The organism is Umezawaea sp. NPDC059074, assembly GCF_042738955.1.
GTDB lineage: Bacteria > Actinomycetota > Actinomycetes > Mycobacteriales > Pseudonocardiaceae > Umezawaea.
The window spans coordinates 193636-210439 of sequence record NZ_JBHYHC010000002.1 but is presented as its reverse complement, the minus strand read 5'-3'; the positions used below and the strand labels follow the sequence as shown (position 1 = coordinate 210439).

The following is a 16804-nucleotide window of genomic DNA, read 5'->3' as shown; positions in this document are numbered from 1 at the left end:
ATCGTCACTCGCCGTTACCCCCCACTGGCGGCTGCCCTGGGGCTGGTTCGGTGAGTACCGTCCCTCTCGCCCGTTCCGCAGGGGGTGGACCGGGCGTCACACAGGGGGGACCACTTTGTCGACAGCTCTCTTCGGCGTGCCCGGAGGACACGGGCCGGACCGCGGCCGGAGTGCTCGCGGGGGTGCGCCGGTCGGCCCGCGGCGAGCACGCGGGCCGAGCGTCGGCGGCGCGACGAAGAACTGATCCGCGACCGGTTATCGGGTACCGTTCATTTTCCATTGTTCGGTGCCCTGATTTCGCGTGCCGAGGACTTCCCTCGCGCGGACGAGTGCCGCAGAAATGCGGAAATACCACCCCGGTGCCGAAAACGGGAGAGTTCACCGTTTCCGGGCACGGCCACCGGGTTCGCCCACCTCGCAGGCCCTCTCGGGCGTTACCTCCTACCGTGGCGAGATCGTGTGGGAATTCCACGTGAAATAGCGGAAAGCGATCGGTACCATAAAGCAATGGGGACTCCAAGCGCAGATGTCGCACCACCACCACTCAGCCCTCGCAAACGCCTGCTCGCGGCGTCGATCAGCCTGTTCTACCGGAACGGGATCCAGGCGACCGGTGTCAGCGAGCTGTGCGAGGTGGCGGGGGTCTCCAAGCGCACGCTCTACCAGCTCTACGGCGGTAAGGACGAGCTGATCGCCGCGTACCTGGCGCACCTGCGCGAGAAGCGGGTGTCGCCAGCCGAGCGGAACCTGTTCGACGACGCGCTCGCGCCGCGGGAGCGGTTGGCGCAGCTGTTCGACCGGCCGGACCCCGCGCGCTTCCGGGGGTGCGCGTTCCACAACGCGAGCGTGGAGCTGACGATGCCCGGCCACCCGGCGACGCCGGTGATCCACGAGTACAAGGAGAGCTTCGAGCGGCGGATCGCGCAGTCCGCGCGCGAAGCCGGGTGCAAGGAGCCCGAGGAACTGGGCCGGGCGCTGATGCTGCTGTTCGAGGGGGCGACGGCGCTGGCCACGTCGACCGGCGACCTGGCGGCGTTCGACGCCGCGAGGCCGGTGGCGGAGAAGCTGATCGGCGACGCGGCCGCCTGACCCGGTTCGGTCCACTGTGGAGCGGCATTCCTCGGGTCGGGAATGGCGACTTCACGCCACTCCTCCGGCCGGAAAACCCGGTGCTTCGCCTGGTAGGGCCGCGGGACGGGTTGTGGGGGGCGCGAACACCGCGCCCGCGCCACCGTCCGGGGCTCCTAGCATGGGGTCGTCCGGTACCGGCGAGGGAAGAAGTTCGGGGATGCGCAGCAACGTTTTCGGTCGTGCCGTGGTCGTCGGAGCCGTCGCGGTCGCCGCGTTGGGGGCCCTCACCGGGGTGTCGTCGGCGACGCCCGGCACGGGGGTGTCCGCGAAGCTGCTGTTCCAGCACACGGTGGGCGACAAGGACTACGTGGTCCGCGAGATCACCATCCAGCCCGGCGGCGCGACCGGGTGGCACTTCCACGAGGGCGAGCTGTACGGCCTGGTGAAGTCCGGCACGCTCACCCACTTCGGCCACGACTGCGCCGTGGACGGCGTGTACCCGGCGGGCGCGCCGATCACCGAGCCGAGCGGCGCGGACAACGTCCACATCGGACGCAACCTCGGCACGACGCCGATGGTGCTGGAGGTCCTGTACGTCCTGCCGACCGGCGCGCCGCTGTCGGACGACGCGCCCGCGCCCGCGTGCGACCGATGACCGACCTGCGCGCGGAGGAGCAGCCGCTGCGGGTCACCCGGCGGTTCGCGTTCTCCCCGCACGAGGTGTACCGCGAGATCCGCGAGACCGGGCCCGTGCGGCGGGTCACGATGTCCGCGGCCCCGGACGCCTGGCTGGTCACCGACTACGCCGAGGCACGCGCGCTGCTCGCCGACCCGCGCTTGGCCAAGGACCACAACCGTGCGCTGGAGCTGTACCCGGACGACGTGAACTCCGCGCTGTCGAGCGACCTGTCGCACAACATGCTCCAGAGCGACCCGCCGGACCACACCCGGCTCCGCAGGCTGGTCACGAAGGCGTTCACCGGCAAGGCCGTGGCGCGCCTGGCCCCGCAGGTCGAGCGGATCGTCGACGGCCTGCTCGACGACGTGGCCGCGCGGGGCCGCGCCGACCTGATCGAGTCGTTCGCCCTCCCGCTGCCGATCGAGGTCATCTCGGAACTGCTCGGCGTCCCGCTCGCGGACCGGGCGAAGATCCGCGACTGGTCGATGCCGTTCGTCGTCGGCTACTCCGAGGGTGTGGAGCGGGCGGGCCGGGAGATCAAGGCGTACTTCGCCGAGCTGATCGCGGTGAAGCGCGCCGACCCCGGCGAGGACCTGCTGTCGGACCTCGTGCACGTCATGGTGGACGGGGACCGGCTGTCCGAGGCGGAACTCGTGGCGATGGCGTTCCTGCTGGTCTTCGCGGGCCACGAGACGACCGCGAACCTCATCGGCAACGGCGTGCTGGCGCTGCTGCGGCACCCCGAGCAGCTGGCGGCGCTGCGCGCAGACCCGTCCGGCCTGCCCGCCGCGATCGAGGAGTTCCTCCGCTACGACAGCCCGATCCACATCGCGACCACGCGGTTCACCACCGAGCCGGTGCGCGTCGGCGACGTGGAGATCCCGGCCGACCAGTTCGTCATGATCTCCCTGCTGGGCGCCAACCACGACGGGGCGCGGTTCACCGACCCCGAGGTGCTCGACACCACCCGTGCCGCCGCGGGCCACCTGGCCTTCGGCCACGGGATCCACTACTGCGTCGGGGCCCCGCTGGCCCGGCTGGAGGCCCGGATCGCGCTCGGCGCGCTGCTGGCCCGGTTCGAGGTGCTGGAGCTGGACGCGGAGCCGGACGAGCTGGAGTGGCGCAAGAGCACCTTCGTGCGCGGGTTGAGCACGTTGCCGGTGCGCGTGCGCTGACCCGGTCCCCATGAACCAAAGGACGATGGCGATGGCTTCCACGAACACCCCGGTCGGCGCGCTGCGCCGCGGTCACGACGACCTGGTGGAGGTCGTGTCCGGTCTCTCCCCGGACGACCTCCTGCGCACGTCCGGCTCGGAGGACTGGACCGTCGCGCAGGTGCTGAGCCACCTCGGCAGCGGCGCGCGGATCGGCCTGGCCACGCTCGAGGCCGCCGTGAACGGGACCGAGGTCCCCGACCTCGAGTTCAACAGGTCCGTGTGGGCGCACTGGGACGCGCTGTCCCCGGCCGAGCAGGCGGCGGAGTTCGTCACCGCGAACGAGGACCTGACGGCCCGCTACGAGGGACTGGACCAGCGGACCCGTGACGAACTGCTGATCACGTTCCCGCACTTCCCCCGGCCGGTCGACGTCACGACCGCCGCCGCCATGAGGCTGAGCGAGTTCGCGCTGCACTCGTGGGACGCGCGGGTCGCGGTCGACCCGGCGGCCACGATCGCGCCGGAGGCCACCGGGATCCTGCTGGACGGCCTGGGGATGCTCGTCTCCTTCGCGGGCAGGGCCGACCGGTACGACGGCGGGCTGAGCCTGGTCGTGCGCACCTCGGAGCCGACCCGGACCCTCGGCCTGGTCGTCGGCGAGTCGGTGACCTTGGAGCCGGACGCGCCCGACGCGGCGGACGGCGACCTGGTCACGCCCGCGGAGTACCTGGTCCGCCTGGTCACCGGTCGCCACCAGCCCGCGCACACCCCGGCCTCGGTGTCGGCGACCGGCGTGGACCTGGACGACCTGCGGAAGCTCTTCCCCGGCTACTGAGGCCTACCGCTGGTCGACCCGCACCAGGTGCAGGCCGCACAGCCGCCGCACGTAGCGGCTGGAGCGGCCGTCCGTCGGCACCACGAGCGTCGGCCTGGTGAGGACCTCGCCGTTGTAGCGGGTCGCGAGCAGGGCTGGGCAGCCGCCGAACTCGGGGTCGACCTCGGCCCACGACAGCAGCACCTGGAAGCCGTCCTCGGAGCGGGCCTGGACCACGAAGTTGAGGTGGTCCATCTTGCGCCGCTCGTCGAGCAGGAGCCGGGTCCGCTGGAGCACCTGGTGCAGCGGGACGCCCTGCACGTGGTGGACCTCGCGGCGGCGGGTGGTGACGTAGTGGACGTCCACCGGCAGGCCCGCGTGGGCGTGCAGGTCCGGTGTGGTGATCACCCACTCCTGCCGGACGGCGCCGCTGACCAGCACCTCGTCCGCGCCCAGCGGCGGCCGCTGAGCGGGGACCCGCACCTCCGGCAGTAAGTCCATGACCCCCACGGTAAGTCCGGAGTGGTCGATCGCAGAAGCCACCAACAGTGGACAGTTTTCGCTCCGCGAATACGCATCGTCAATCGCTGATCACCGGCTTTTGCGGAGGTTGATCACGATTGGTGCCGCAGGTGCGGATGGCGTGGAATCCCGTGGTCGCGGCGATAGACTCCGCGGTATGCCGAATCTGCGGATCAGTGAAGCCGCGTCCCTCCTCGGGGTCAGCGACGACACCGTGCGCCGATGGGCCGACCAGGGCCGCCTGCCGGTCGTGAGCGGCGACAACGGGCGGATGGCCGTCGAGGGCAGCGCCCTCGCCGCGTTCGCCCAGCAGCTCGCGGACAACCCCGAACCGGGGGCCACGGTCGCGTCGACCGCCAGGAACCGGATGCGGGGCATCGTGACCCGCGTGGTGAAGGACGGCGTGATGGCCCAGGTCGAGATGCAGGCCGGACCGTTCCGGGTGGTGTCCCTGATGAGCCGGGAAGCCGCCGAGGAGCTCGGTCTGGAGGTCGGGGTGGTCGCCGTCGCCTCGATCAAGTCAACGCACGTCGTCGTCGAGATCCCGGAGGCCTGAATGTTCCGTCGCACAGGTGTGGTCGTGCTGGCCGCGGCCCTGTCGCTGGTCGGCTGCTCGGCGCAGGACACCGCGTCCACCGTCGCACCGTCCGCGTCGCCCACGTCCAGCGCGCCCGCCGTCACCGGGGCGCTGACCGTGTTCGCGGCCGCGTCGCTGACGGAGTCGTTCACCCAGCTCGGCAAGGACTTCGAGGCCGCGAACCCCGGTGTGAAGGTGACCTTCAACTTCGCGGGCAGCTCCGCGCTGGCCACCCAGATCAACTCCGGCGCGCCCGCGGACGTGTTCGCCTCCGCCGCGCCCGCCAACATGAAGACGGTCAGCGACGCGGGCGGCATCACCGGCACCGCGACGACGTTCGTGAAGAACAAGCTGGAGATCGCCGTCCCGAAGGGCAACCCGGCCAAGATCACCGGGCTGGCCGACTTCGGCAAGGCGGACCTGAAGATCGCGCTGTGCGCCGAGCAGGTCCCGTGCGGCGCGGCCGCGAAGAAGGTGTTCGAGACCGCGGGCATCACCGCCGCGCCGGACACGCTGGAGCAGGACGTGAAGGCCGTGCTCACCAAGGTGAAGCTCGGCGAGGTGGACGCGGCGCTGGTGTACAAGACGGACGTGAAGTCCGCGGGCGGTGACGTCGAGGGCATCGAGTTCCCGGAGTCCGACAAGGCCGTCAACGACTACCCGATCGCGCCGCTGGCGAAGGCGCCGAACGCGGCCGCCGCCAAGGCCTTCGTGGACTTCGTGCTGTCCGCCAAGGGCGTCTCGGTGCTGTCCGCCGCGGGCTTCGCCGCTCCGTGACGAAGCGTGCGGGCACCCGAGGGCGGCTACCGCTCGTCCTCGTGGTGCCCGCGGTGCTCGGCCTCGCGTTCCTCGTGGTCCCGTTGGCGGGACTGCTGGTCCGAGCCCCGTGGCCGACCCTGTTCGACCAGCTCTCCAGCCCGGCCGTCGGCCAGGCGCTCGGCCTGTCGCTGCTCTGCGCCAGCCTGGCCACGGTGATCTGCCTGTTCTTCGGCGTGCCGCTCGCGTGGCTGCTGGCCCGCGGCGACGTGCCGGGGCGCGGCCTCCTGCGGGCGCTGGTGACCGTTCCGCTGGTGCTGCCGCCCGTGGTCGGCGGCGTGGCGCTGCTGCTGGTGCTGGGGCGGCGCGGGCTGATCGGGTCGTACCTGGACTCGTGGTTCGGGCTGTCGCTGCCGTTCACCACGACCGGTGTCGTGATCGCCGAGGCGTTCGTGGCGATGCCGTTCCTGGTGATCTCGGTCGAGGGCGCGCTGCGCGCGGCCGATCCCCGGTTCGAGGAAGCGGCCGCGACGCTCGGCGCGTCGCGGTGGCTGACGTTCCGGCGGGTCACGCTGCCGACGATCCTGCCGGGCATCGTGGCGGGCACGGTCCTGTGCTGGGCGCGGGCGCTCGGCGAGTTCGGGGCCACGATCACGTTCGCGGGCAACTTCCCCGGCAAGACGACGACGATGCCGCTCGCGGTGTACCTGGCGCTGGAGACGGACCCGGACGCGGCGATCGTGCTGAGCATCGTGCTGCTGCTGGTGTCGGTGGTCGTGCTGGCGAGCCTGCGCGACCGGTGGATCAGCGGGGCGACATGACGTTGACGGCGGAGATCCAGGTCTCGCGGTCGGAGTTCCAGCTGGACCTGGGGCTGACCGTGGCCCCCGGTGAGGTGGTCGCGCTGCTGGGGCCCAACGGGGCCGGGAAGACGACGGCGCTGCGGGCGTTGGCCGGGCTGCTCCCGTTGGGGGGCGGGGAGATCCTGGTCGACGACGCGGTGTGGGACCGGCCGCCGTCGGTGTTCCTGCGGCCGGAGAAGCGGCCGGTCGGCGTGGTGTTCCAGGACTACCTGCTGTTCGGGCACCTGACGGCGGTGGAGAACGTGGCGTTCGGGCTGCGGGCACGGGGGATGGACCGGCGGGCCGCGCGGAAGATCGCGTTCGAGTGGCTGGAGCGGGTGGGGCTGGCCGAGTACGGCGGGACGCGGCCGGGGGCGTTGTCCGGTGGGCAGGCGCAGCGGGTGGCGTTGGCGCGGGCGTTGGCGACGGCGCCGTCGGTGCTGCTGCTGGACGAGCCGCTGGCGGCGCTGGACGCCGGGAACCGGCTGCTGGTGCGCACGGAACTGGGGCGGCACCTGGAGGAGTACACCGGGCGGACGCTGCTGGTGACGCACGACCCGCTGGACGCGATGGTGCTGGCCGACCGGCTGGTGATCGTGGAGCGGGGCCGGGTGGTGCAGACGGGGTCGCCCACCGAGGTCGCCCGGCAGCCGCGGACCGAGTACGTGGCGCAACTGGTGGGGCTGAACCTGTACCGGGGCACGGGGTCCGGGTCGGTGGTGGCGCTGGACGACGGCGGGTCGTTGACGGTCGCCGAGCCGGTGTCCGGGGCCGTGCACGTGGCGTTCCCGCCCTCCGCGGTGAGCCTGCACCCGACTCGGCCGACGGGGAGCCCGCGCAACACGTGGGAGGTCGTGGTGGTGGGGGTCGAGCAGCACGCGCACACCGTGCGGGTGCGGCTGGCCGGGGAACCGCCGGTGCTGGTCGACGTGACGACGGCCGTGGTGGCCGAACTGCGGCTGGTGCCGGGCGTGCGGCTGTGGGCGGCGCTGAAAGCCACCGAGGTGCACACGTACCCGGCGTAGGTTGCTGTCATGACGATCGGGTTGACGTTCGACTGCGCGAACGCCGCGGTGATGGCGGCGTTCTGGAAACTGGCGCTGGGCTACGAGGACGAGCCACCGCCCCCGCCCTTCGCGACGCGCGAGGAGTGGCTGGCCTCGTTCGACCTGCCCGAGGACGACGAGGGCGGCGGGGCGTGGCTGCACGACCCGACGGGCGTGGGGCCGCGGTTGTCGCTGCTGGAGGTGCCGGAGCCGAAGACCGCGAAGAACCGGCTGCACCTGGACATCCGGGTGTCCGGGCAGGGGACGGACGAGGAGCGGTGGGCGCGGGTGCTGGACCGGGTGGCGGTGCTGACGGAGGCGGGCGCGCGGACGTTGTGGGTCGCCGAGGGGCACCACGTCGTGATGGCGGATCCGGAGGGCAACGAGTTCTGCGTCTGCTGACCCCTTCGCGTCGTCTCGTTTGGTTGAAGGTTGAACGATCTGGGGCATAGTGGGGTGCCGCGACGTCACCACGGCGTCCCGGACTGAGGAGTGCTTCCGTGTCCCCACAACGGATTCTCGCGGTGTTCCTGCTCGCCCTGCCCCTGGTGGCCGTGCCCGCGGCGTCGGCGGCGAGCTCGAAGTTCTGCGACGGCGGCGGGTTCACCGTCCTGGGCAAGAGCGGGGCGTCGGAGTTCCGCGGCACCGTGCCCGCGCCCGCGGGCCGGTTCACCGTGCAGGGCAGGTACACCAGGTTCGACGTGGACCCGGCCACGCTCGGGATCTACGACTACGCCTTCACCGGCAGCCCGAACGTGGGCGACATGACCGGCGGCGTGGCGACCCCGGTGTACGCGAGCAAGGTGCCGGACCACCGCGGGCTGGCGTTGACCGGCGGCATCGACCTGCGGGTGCGCAAGGAGACCGTGGAGATCGGCCGGGCGGGCTCCGGGGTGAGCATGAAGATCACCGCGAAGGACTGCGCGCAGGGCGGGATCTTCCAGATGGAGCCGGAACGGGCGGACGGCACCCGCACGCGGATCGTGCACACCTTGGCGGACAACGCCTTCTACTACGACAACCCGGCGTTCCGCGCCCAGTTGGGCCAGTTCCTCGGTTCGGAGTGCACCAGCGTCACGGCAGGCCCGCCGTCGCAGTTCTGCGTGCAGGTGACCCCGCGGGTGAACATCGGCTCCGACGCGGCGCCGAAACTGGTGCTCCGCGACAGCGCCCAGGTCGCCACGCGCGTCCGGCAGGCGTCCTGCGGCCCCGACTTCACGAACCCGCTCGGCCTGTCCGAGACCCGCGACCACTGCGGCGCCACGAGCGTGTGGGACGTGGCCAGCGGAGGCCGGATGGGCATGGTCACCGGTGAGGACGCCACCGAGGTCGCCAACCCGCCCACCCCGTGCACCACCGACTGCAACGCGGGCAACGGCGTGAACGGCAGGCTCGCCGTGCTCGGCTTCCCCGCCACCGTCCCCGCGGACAGCCGCCTCACCCCCCGCACCTCCCCCGACGGCCTGGACAGCCCCCTCACCGCACCCTGACCGGGTCCGTCGTCGGGGGCGCGGCTCACGAAGCCGCGCCCCCGACGACGTCAGGCCGGCCCGTCGAGCAGCAGCTTCGCGGCCACCGCCGCCCCGTCGGAGCGGATCGAGGCCGCGACGGTCCTGGCCCGTGCCGCCGTCTCCGGGGCCAGTGCCGTGGTCAAGGCGGTGGACAGGGACGTCGGGGTCGGGTCGTCGTGGGTGGTGCCGATGCCCAGGTCGGTCACCCGCGCGGCCCAGTACGGCTGGTCCGCGATCAGGGGGATCACGACCTGGGGCGTTCCGGCTCGGGCGGCTGTCGTGGTGGTGCCCGCGCCGCCGTGGTGGACGACGGCGGCCACCCGGCTGAACAGCGCCTGCTGGTTGACCTCCCCCACGACGAGGCAGTCGTCGGCGTCGTCGATGGTCTCCAGGCCCGCCCACCCGCTGCCGAGCACGATCCGGCGGCCGTGGGCGCGGCCCGCTTCGATGGCCGACCTGGCCACGTCACGGGGCGCGTAGGCGGCCATGCTGCCGAAGCCCACGTACACCGGGGGCGGGCCCGCGGCCAGGAACGCCTCGACGTCGTCCGGCAGGGGGCGGTCGTCGGGGAGGATCCACGCGCCGGTCTGCACGACGTCGAGATCCGTCATGCCCTTCGACGGGCACAGCAGCGGGTCGGCCGCGAGCCACGGGTGGTCGGTGAAGACGTGGTCGCGGACGTTGTCCACCGGGGGCAGGTCGAGTGCCACACGGTGGGCCGCGAGGGCCGGGCCGTACAGGGCGTTCACCCGCTGGGCGTCCTCCTCCCACAGGACGCGGTGGTCGGTCTCGTCGGGCGAGGACGGCGTCCCCGGACGCCGACCGGGGCGGAAGTGCCGGGACGGCAGGCCCGCGAGGTGGAAGCACGCGTACACGTAGCGGATCCCCCGCTTCTCGGCCACGTCCCGCGCCCCGGCGGGCAGCAGACCGGTCGCCACCACGACGTCGCAGTCCTCGGCGGCCTCGCCCAGCACGGTGAACCGCGCGGCGACCAGGTCGGCGGCCAGGCGGAACGCGTCGTCGGCGGTCGGCGGCCGGGTGCCCGCCACGACCGAGCGCACCGTCGGCCCCAGCGGCACGAGCGGCACGCCGACCCGGTCCAGCAGTGCCGCGAAGTCGTCGTCCGGCGGCGCGCACACCCGGACCTCCGCCTCGAGATCGCGCAGGGCCACCGCCAAGCCGGCCAGCGGCTCGACGTCCCCGCGAGAACCCCACGTCGTCAGCAGAACACGCACAAGAATCCCCGTTTCCCCACGTCCTGGCGTCAAGGCGGGCAATTCTGGAGCACGCACGGGGTCTTGCGGCAAGCCCCCCGGTCGGCTATACGTTGAAGTGGGCGGAGAGCACTTCGCGCACGACCTTGGCGTCGACCTCGTCCAGCACCACGCCGAACACGTCGGCCAACGCCCCGACCACCTCGTCGACCCCAAGTTCCACGTCCACCCGCTCCTCCCCCGGCCGGTGGGTGGTCAGGCGGGTGTTCTCCAGCACGGTCAAGGAGTTCGCGGCCATCTGCTGCGCCATCACGCGGCCGTGGAACAGGGACCGGGGGTGGGTGGCCATGTAGTGGTTGGTCACCGCGAAGTCGATCGGGTAGCGGCGGGTCTCGGTGAAGGCGTGGACGTCCAGCCACCGGCCGTCGCGCCAGGAGTGCAGGACCCACTCCCCCGCGTCACTGGACAAGCGGTAGCGCCAGGCGTCCTGGGTGGATTCCGCGCCGTCGGCCAGCTCCACCGGTTCCAGCGGGCTGCTGCCGAAGCCGACGTCGCAGAGCCACACGCGGTCGTCCGCCACGACCCGGAGCACGTTGTGGCTCGACGGGCGGATCTCGGTGGAGCCCAGGCGGACCCGGCCCTGCATCCCGGTGAACGAGAAGCCGAGGCGGTCCAGGGCCGCGGCGAACAAGGTGGTGTGCTCGGAGCAGGTGCCGCCCCGGCCGCCCCGGACCAGCTTGGCCTGCAACGGTTCCAGTGCCAGGTCGACCGGGCGGGCCAGGACCATGTCCAGGTTCTCCCACGGGATCGCCGTGACGTGGGCGCGTTGGACCGCGCGCAGCACCGCCGCGGTCGGTCGCCGGTCGCCCTCGTACCCGATCCGGGCGAAGTAGGCGTCCAGGTCCAGCTCGTCCCCACCCCACAGCACGCTCATGCCTCGAACCTAGCCGGTGGCCACGACCTCCCCGAACGGTGCTCCACCGGGGCTCAGGCGAACCGGTACGACGACGCGGCGAAGCCGCCGGGCCCGAATGGCCCGGCGGCTACGGCGCACCGTGTCGGCGGTTCTCACACGTCCCCCGCGATCAGCCCGCGAAGCGGATGGAGGCGACCTGGCGGTCGAAGCCGAGCGCGCCGAGGTCGTTGACGTTGCCGGTCACGACCTTGGACTCGCCCTTGCAGTCGCCGCCCTTCCAGATCTTGTACGTGCCGCTCGCCTGGATGGAGCGGACCAGCGTGGGGCGCGTGACGTTGACGCAGCCGACACCGCTGACGCCCTGCGAGCCGTCGGGCTCGGACAGGTTCAGGCCGCTGTCGAGGATCGCGCTGGTCGCCGTCAGCGCGGCGTTGCCGGTGTTGCCGGGCGCGGTGCCGTTGTTCGAGCCGTTGTTGACTGGCGCGGGCGCGGTCTGGGTCGGCGCGCCCTTGGCCGGGGCGAAGCGGATCGACTGGATGGAGTTGTCGAACTTGCCGAGCCTGTTCACCTTGCCCTTGACGATCGCGGACTCGCCGGTGCAGTTCGGGCCGAGCCAGATCTTGATGGTGCCGTCGGCCTCCAGCGAGGACGCGGGCGACTTGCGGCCGAGGTCGACGCAGTCGTTGCCGCCGAGGGCCTGCGCGGCGCTGGTGTCCGGGAGGTTCTTGTCCTCGACGAGGCGGACCGACGTGCCGGTGAGCGTCACCTGGCCGCCCTTGACGCTGTCGACCTGCTCGACGCCGTCGGGCTGGTCGGTGGGCGCGGCGGCGTCCTGCGAGCCGCAGGCGGAGAGGAACGCGGCGCCCGCGGCGACGAAGGCGGCCAGAACCAGAACAGGTTTGCGGTACAAGGGGATTCTCCGATTTCGCGAGTGGTGCTTCCGTGTCGCTCGAACAACGTCAACACGGGAGCGGGTCGCGAACGGTTCAGCGGAACTTCCCCGGCGATCTCAACTGGAGGCCCGACGTTCGGGGCGCGAAGGCGTTGTGCGGCAAGGAGGTCTTGGCACAAGTGCGCCACTCCACTGTGGACCCCGAGGGGACGGTGGGCGTCGCCGTCCCCTCGGAGCGGATCAGCCCCGCGCGCGGTGCGCGGCGGCCACGAGGTGCCGCAGCGCCGGTTCCACCTCGGCGTAGCCGCGGGTCTTGAGGCCGCAGTCCGGGTTCACCCACAGGCGCTCGCCGGGCACGGCGTCCAGCGCGGCGCGCAGCAGGTCGACCACCTCGTCCTCGGTCGGCACGTTCGGCGAGTGGATGTCGTACACGCCAGGCCCGACCGCGCGGCTGAACCCGATGGCCTTCAGGTCGTCGAGCACCTCCATGCGGGACCGGGCGGCCTCGATGGTGGTCACGTCCGCGTCCAGCCCGTCGATGGCGTCGATGACGTCGCCGAACTCCGAGTAGCACAGGTGGGTGTGCACCTGGGTGGACGTGGCCGCGCCCGCCGTGGCCAGCCGGAACGAGCCGACGGCCCAGTCCAGGTAGGCCTCGCGGTGCTCCGCCCGCAGCGGCAGCAGTTCCCGCAGGGCGGGCTCGTCGACCTGCACGACGCCGATGCCCGCGGCCTCCAGGTCGCGGATCTCGTCGCGCAGCGCCAGCGCGACCTGCTCGGCGGTGTCGCCGAGCGGCTGGTCGTCGCGGACGAACGACCAGGCCAGGATGGTCACGGGGCCGGTGAGCATCCCCTTGACCGGCTTGGCCGTCAACGACTGCGCGTACGACGTCCACGCCACGGTGATCGGCTCCGGGCGGGACACGTCGCCGTGGATGATCGGCGGTCGCACGCAGCGCGACCCGTAGGACTGCACCCAGCCGAGTCGGGTCGACGCGAAGCCGTCCAGGTGCTCGGCGAAGTACTGCACCATGTCGTTGCGCTCGGGTTCGCCGTGCACCAGCACGTCCAGCCCGATCTCCTCCTGCAACCGGACGACCCGCTCGATCTCGGCGCGCATCCGCTCCGCGTACCCGGCCTCGTCCAGGGTGCCGTCGCGGAGGTCCGCCCTGGCACGGCGGACGTCGCCGGTCTGCGGGAACGAACCGATGGTCGTGGTGGCGAGCGGCGGCAGCGCGAGCCGGGCCCGCTGCACCTCGGCGCGCTCGGCGTAGGGGGCGCGGGTGCGGTGCTCGGGGCGCAGCGCGTCGATCCGGGCGCGGACCCGGCCGTCGAACGACGGGGCGCCCGCGGCGGCGTGGCTGATCCCGGTGTCGTTGTCGCGCAACGCCTTGCCGATCAGCACGACCTCCGCGACCTTCTGCCGGGCGAACGCCAGCCTGGCCACGACGGCCGGGTCCAGGTCCGTCTCGGCGTCCAGGTCGTACGGCACGTGCAGCAGCGAGCACGACGTCGACACGGCGAGCGAGCCGACCGACCCGAGCAGCGTCGCGGCCTTCGCCAGCGCGGCGGTGAGGTCCGTGCGCCACACGTTGCGGCCGTCCACGACCCCGGCGACCAGCGTCTTGTCCCGCAGCCCCGGCAGGCCCGCGATCCGGTTCACCGCGGCGGGCGCGGTGACCAGGTCGACCGCAACGGCCTCGACCGGGGTCTCCACGAGCACCGGCAGCGCCTCGCCGAGGTCGCCGAAGTAGCCCGCGACCAGGATCGCGGGCCGGGCGGTCGCCTCGCCGAGGCGGGTGTACGCGCGGCGCAGCGCGGCCAGTTCGGCCTCGGTGCGGTCCGCCGCGAACGCGGGCTCGTCGAGCTGCACCCACTCCGCGCCCGCGTCGGCCAGCGCCGCCAGCAGCTCGACGTACCGGTCGACCAGCCCGTCCAGCAGGTCCAGCGGCGTGAAGCCCTCTGGCGCGTCCGCCGAGGCCTTGGCCAGCAGCAGGAACGTCACCGGGCCGACGAGCACCGGCCGGGTCGGGACGCCGAGGTCGAGCGCCTCGCGGAACTCGGCGACAGGCTTGTCCCCGACCAGCGCGAACCGGGTCGACGGGTCCAGTTCCGGCACCAGGTAGTGGTAGTTGGTGTCGAACCACTTGGTCAGCTCCAGCGGCGGCACGCTGTCCCGCCCGCGGGCCGCGGCGAAGTAGGTGTCCACCGGGGACAGGCCTAGGTCGCAGAACCGCCGGGGCACGGCGTCGAACAGCACGGCCGTGTCGAGCACGTGGTCGTAGTAGGAGAACGTGTTGCCGGGCACGGAGTCGAGGCCGGCGGCGGCCAGCTCCCGCCACGTGTCCGCGCGCAGCTCGCGGGCGACCGCGGCCAGGACGTCCGCGTCGGCGCGGCCCGCCCAGTACGCCTCCACCGCGCGCTTGAGCTCGCGGCGCGGGCCGATCCTGGGGAAGCCCAGCACGGTGGTCCCGATTTCGGGGGTGTTCACAGCTCTCTCCTCGCGAGCGTGCCGACGAGACCGGGCCGTCGTGGGGGCACGCGAGAAGGGGCGGCGCGTGGCGCCACCCGTGTCCGCGCGGACCTTCCCACGAGGTCCCGGACTCCACGCGCACCGGTGGTGCGCGTGCCGGTGGCAGGTCTTCGGACTCGCGGGCACCCACCGGAGGACCGGTGGACCTACTGGCCGTCGCTTCCCAGGCCCGTCGGGCCCAGTGCTCTCGTGACGGCGGTCGTTCCCGCTCACCGCTGCGGGGCAGTCCCGGATTCCCACCGGGTTCCCTCTTGCCTCGCCGCGCCCCGAGGGGATCGGCGAACCACCAGCGGGCCGAGCCTAGCCGAGTCCCGACAGGCGGTCGGAGGTCGTCCGGATGGTGGGAGCCGGGTGGTTGCCAACGCAATGACCAGGGCCGGAGGGTGCGAAAGTGCAGTGCCGGGAGTACGGGTGACCACAGATCCCCGGTTTCCCGGCCGTCGGCGGAGCGCGGTGGTCTACTCGGGGGAAGACCACGTCCACGAGGAAGGCGTACGGCCATGATCTGCTGGGACCGGGTCGGCGACCACCTCGTGCTGGGCTTCTTCGACCAGGCCGAGGTCGACCGGCTGCGAGGCTACCTCGTCGGGCTGCGCGAGGTCCTCGACGCCAGGTTCGCCGAGTACACGACGGACTGCCCGCCCGGCAAGAAGCTCGGCGTGGCCTACCCGTTGGCCGAGACCGGCGACCGACGGCTGCGGGCGATCCTGCGCCGCCGCGTCGGCGAGGTCGGGCCGTGGCGGGAGCCGGAGGTGTTCCGGCCGCTGCACAAGGCGATCACGCGGGTCCTCGCGACGCTGCCCGACAAGGGCGGACTGGTCCAGCTGCACTCGATCGACTGCGCGGGCGCGTGGTCGCGGTCGTTGACCGACCTGCGGGTCGCGATGGCGGCCTCCGCCAGGGAGGCCGAGCCGGTGCTGGCCAGCCGCACCCGGTTCACCACCCGCTGGCTGAAGTCCGTGGTGCGCACGCTCGACGCCACGGCGACCAAGGAGGTCCAGCCGGTGCCGCAGGACCTGGTCGACAGCATCAACCAGGTCCGCACGTACTGGATCTGAAACGCCGAGGAGGCCCCGTTCCCGAGGCCCCTCCTTGAGCAGCAGGACACCTGCTGCGTGACTGCCTGGCGGCGCGTGCCTGCTGTTGAGAGGCCGGCTTTACTTGGGGGATTTGAGCCTTAAAATTTGTCGGGCTGCGGCTTCTGAACCTGCCGTTTTGGCCCGACAAAGGCTCAAATCTAGGGGCCCCAAGTCAAGCCGGCCGTCGCCAAACCTCTTCCGACGATGCCGTAGGCCAAGATCACCCGAGGAACACCGACGAGACTGCGTTGTCGAAGCCGACCGTCGACAGGTCCGCGATGTCCTTGTCCACGACCAGGGACTTGCCCTTGCAGTCCTTTTCGGACCAGAGCTTCACCTTGCCCTTGACCTTGACCGAGGACGCGGCCTTCGGGGAGGAGGCGTTGCGGCAGTCCAGACCGGACAGGCTCTCCCGGTTGCCGTCGACGAAGTCCTTCTTGTCGAACAGGTTCGCGGTGTTGTCGCTGCCGTCGCGGGTCACCGGCGTGCCCGCGGTCGCCTTGCCGCCGTCCGGGCGCAGCCCGAACCAGGTGCCGCCCACGCCCTGGCCGTTCGCGTCGCCGATCTGCGTGTCCTTGCTGTAGAAGTACGCGGGCCAGCCCTCGACCGTCAGCTGACGGGTGCCGTCGGCGCGCTCCAGGAACCCGATCGCCTTCTTCTCCACGTCCTTGAGGTAGATCGTCGCGCCCTTGCCGACCACGACCGGCGGCCACGTCTTCGCGCAGGCGTCCTCGCACGCGGACTTCGACGGCTTCGCCGTGTCCTTGTCGAACCGGTACATCGCCCGGCCACGACCGTTGAACAGCAACGGGTTCAGCTCGAACGTCGACCCCGACGCCACCTGGAGCCACTGCGCCTTCGCCTCCGGGGAGGCGCCCGGACCGGCCAGGTCGCCGGTGCCCGCCTCGACGCCGTTGGCCGTGGCCAATCCGTCGACGAACTTCACGTCCGTGTCGGACACGGCGGCGGCGCTCCCCGCGGGGGCCTTGACCTCCGGGGCGCCGGCCGACGCGGAACCCTTCGTCGGACCGCAGGCGCTGAGCAGAACCGCGCCCGCCGCAAGGAGGACGGCGACGGACGCAAGACGCTTGCTGATCATGGCGGTTGTCTCCCAAGTGGACCGGGTGGGCGTCGGAGTCGTTCCGAGCCTTCGGCCCACAACACGGGAGCGGACGGGAAACGGTTCACCGGACGAT

The 16804-nt window shown here is 72.1% G+C and carries 17 protein-coding genes and 1 riboswitch; of the genes, 11 read left to right on the top strand and 6 right to left on the bottom strand.

Going from position 1 to position 16804, the window contains the following annotated elements; translation table 11 throughout:
* The first annotated feature begins 507 nt into the window (after positions 1-507).
* From ACFWW9_RS01765 to ACFWW9_RS01750, 4 genes are all read left to right on the top strand, one after another.
* Positions 508-1089, top strand: coding sequence for a TetR/AcrR family transcriptional regulator (locus tag ACFWW9_RS01765; protein ID WP_390370462.1), 582 nt, complete (start codon positions 508-510; stop codon positions 1087-1089).
* 199 nt (positions 1090-1288) lie between these two features.
* A complete protein-coding gene (locus ACFWW9_RS01760; protein ID WP_390370461.1) occupies positions 1289-1726 on the top strand; it encodes a cupin in 438 nt (145 codons plus the stop codon).
* The gene (locus tag ACFWW9_RS01755) at positions 1723-2925 is read left to right on the top strand and encodes a cytochrome P450 (RefSeq protein WP_390370460.1); all 1203 of its coding nucleotides are present in this window, start codon (positions 1723-1725) and stop codon (positions 2923-2925) included. The genes ACFWW9_RS01760 and ACFWW9_RS01755 overlap by 4 nt, the downstream gene beginning before the upstream one ends.
* A 31-nt stretch (positions 2926-2956) precedes the next feature.
* Positions 2957-3742, top strand: a complete 786-nt coding sequence (locus tag ACFWW9_RS01750) for a maleylpyruvate isomerase family mycothiol-dependent enzyme (RefSeq protein ID WP_390370459.1) — start codon at positions 2957-2959, stop codon at positions 3740-3742.
* A 3-nt stretch (positions 3743-3745) separates the two neighbouring features.
* On the opposite strand, the gene ACFWW9_RS01745 is transcribed toward ACFWW9_RS01750, so the two are convergent.
* Positions 3746-4222 (bottom strand): molybdopterin-binding protein, encoded by a 477-nt coding sequence (locus ACFWW9_RS01745; RefSeq protein ID WP_390370458.1) that lies wholly within the window; start codon positions 4220-4222, stop codon positions 3746-3748.
* 178 nt (positions 4223-4400) lie between these two features.
* Between ACFWW9_RS01745 and ACFWW9_RS01740 the strand changes: the two genes are divergently transcribed.
* The 6 genes from ACFWW9_RS01740 (at position 4401) to ACFWW9_RS01715 (ending at position 8954) form a co-directional block, all read left to right on the top strand.
* The gene (locus ACFWW9_RS01740) at positions 4401-4799 is read left to right on the top strand and encodes a molybdopterin-binding protein (protein ID WP_390370457.1); all 399 of its coding nucleotides are present in this window, start codon (positions 4401-4403) and stop codon (positions 4797-4799) included.
* The gene (modA, locus tag ACFWW9_RS01735) at positions 4800-5597 is read left to right on the top strand and encodes a molybdate ABC transporter substrate-binding protein (protein WP_390370456.1); all 798 of its coding nucleotides are present in this window, start codon (positions 4800-4802) and stop codon (positions 5595-5597) included. It begins immediately after the preceding gene.
* Positions 5594-6397, top strand: a complete 804-nt coding sequence (gene modB, locus ACFWW9_RS01730) for a molybdate ABC transporter permease subunit (protein ID WP_390370455.1) — start codon at positions 5594-5596, stop codon at positions 6395-6397. Before modA ends, modB begins: the two co-directional genes overlap by 4 nt.
* A complete protein-coding gene (locus ACFWW9_RS01725; protein ID WP_390370454.1) occupies positions 6394-7443 on the top strand; it encodes an ABC transporter ATP-binding protein in 1050 nt (349 codons plus the stop codon). Before modB ends, ACFWW9_RS01725 begins: the two co-directional genes overlap by 4 nt.
* A gap of 9 nt (positions 7444-7452) precedes the next feature.
* On the top strand, positions 7453-7866 hold the full coding sequence (locus tag ACFWW9_RS01720) for a VOC family protein (RefSeq protein ID WP_390370453.1): 414 nt from the start codon (positions 7453-7455) through the stop codon (positions 7864-7866).
* 98 nt (positions 7867-7964) lie between these two features.
* Complete coding sequence (locus ACFWW9_RS01715) at positions 7965-8954, top strand: hypothetical protein (RefSeq protein ID WP_390370452.1); 990 nt, start codon at positions 7965-7967, stop codon at positions 8952-8954.
* Positions 8955-9004: 50 nt separating this feature from the next.
* Here ACFWW9_RS01715 and ACFWW9_RS01710 read toward each other — a convergent pair whose 3' ends face one another.
* The 4 genes from ACFWW9_RS01710 to metE all read right to left on the bottom strand — a co-directional run bounded on the left by ACFWW9_RS01710 (position 9005) and on the right by metE (position 14487).
* Positions 9005-10210 carry a glycosyltransferase gene (locus ACFWW9_RS01710; protein ID WP_390370451.1) on the bottom strand — a complete coding sequence of 402 codons (1206 nt, stop codon included), beginning with the start codon at positions 10208-10210 and terminating at the stop codon, positions 9005-9007.
* Between the two features lie 85 nt (positions 10211-10295).
* On the bottom strand, positions 10296-11123 hold the full coding sequence (locus ACFWW9_RS01705) for an arylamine N-acetyltransferase (protein ID WP_390370450.1): 828 nt from the start codon (positions 11121-11123) through the stop codon (positions 10296-10298).
* Between the two features lie 151 nt (positions 11124-11274).
* Positions 11275-12015: a hypothetical protein gene (locus tag ACFWW9_RS01700; protein WP_390370449.1), complete on the bottom strand. Its 741-nt coding sequence runs from the start codon at positions 12013-12015 to the stop codon at positions 11275-11277.
* Positions 12016-12237: 222 nt separating this feature from the next.
* Entirely contained in the window at positions 12238-14487 is a 2250-nt protein-coding gene (gene metE, locus ACFWW9_RS01695) for a 5-methyltetrahydropteroyltriglutamate--homocysteine S-methyltransferase (RefSeq protein WP_390370448.1), read from the bottom strand.
* A gap of 125 nt (positions 14488-14612) precedes the next feature.
* Positions 14613-14832: riboswitch (cobalamin riboswitch) on the bottom strand.
* Between the two features lie 197 nt (positions 14833-15029).
* Between metE and ACFWW9_RS01690 the strand changes: the two genes are divergently transcribed.
* Positions 15030-15587 carry a hypothetical protein gene (locus ACFWW9_RS01690; protein ID WP_390370447.1) on the top strand — a complete coding sequence of 186 codons (558 nt, stop codon included), beginning with the start codon at positions 15030-15032 and terminating at the stop codon, positions 15585-15587.
* A gap of 241 nt (positions 15588-15828) precedes the next feature.
* Here ACFWW9_RS01690 and ACFWW9_RS01685 read toward each other — a convergent pair whose 3' ends face one another.
* Positions 15829-16707: a hypothetical protein gene (locus ACFWW9_RS01685; protein WP_390370446.1), complete on the bottom strand. Its 879-nt coding sequence runs from the start codon at positions 16705-16707 to the stop codon at positions 15829-15831.
* Positions 16708-16804: the final 97 nt, after the last annotated feature.

Coding starts and splice junctions, on each gene's coding strand:
- ACFWW9_RS01725 (WP_390370454.1), top strand. CDS start 6,394: ATGACGTTGACGGCGGAGATCCAGGTCTCGCGGTCGGAGTTCCAGCTG.
- ACFWW9_RS01740 (WP_390370457.1), top strand. CDS start 4,401: ATGCCGAATCTGCGGATCAGTGAAGCCGCGTCCCTCCTCGGGGTCAGC.
- ACFWW9_RS01765 (WP_390370462.1), top strand. CDS start 508: ATGGGGACTCCAAGCGCAGATGTCGCACCACCACCACTCAGCCCTCGC.
- modA (WP_390370456.1), top strand. CDS start 4,800: ATGTTCCGTCGCACAGGTGTGGTCGTGCTGGCCGCGGCCCTGTCGCTG.
- ACFWW9_RS01750 (WP_390370459.1), top strand. CDS start 2,957: ATGGCTTCCACGAACACCCCGGTCGGCGCGCTGCGCCGCGGTCACGAC.
- ACFWW9_RS01720 (WP_390370453.1), top strand. CDS start 7,453: ATGACGATCGGGTTGACGTTCGACTGCGCGAACGCCGCGGTGATGGCG.
- ACFWW9_RS01755 (WP_390370460.1), top strand. CDS start 1,723: ATGACCGACCTGCGCGCGGAGGAGCAGCCGCTGCGGGTCACCCGGCGG.
- ACFWW9_RS01745 (WP_390370458.1), bottom strand. CDS start 4,222: ATGGACTTACTGCCGGAGGTGCGGGTCCCCGCTCAGCGGCCGCCGCTG.
- ACFWW9_RS01690 (WP_390370447.1), top strand. CDS start 15,030: ATGATCTGCTGGGACCGGGTCGGCGACCACCTCGTGCTGGGCTTCTTC.
- ACFWW9_RS01760 (WP_390370461.1), top strand. CDS start 1,289: ATGCGCAGCAACGTTTTCGGTCGTGCCGTGGTCGTCGGAGCCGTCGCG.
- ACFWW9_RS01685 (WP_390370446.1), bottom strand. CDS start 16,707: ATGATCAGCAAGCGTCTTGCGTCCGTCGCCGTCCTCCTTGCGGCGGGC.
- ACFWW9_RS01705 (WP_390370450.1), bottom strand. CDS start 11,123: ATGAGCGTGCTGTGGGGTGGGGACGAGCTGGACCTGGACGCCTACTTC.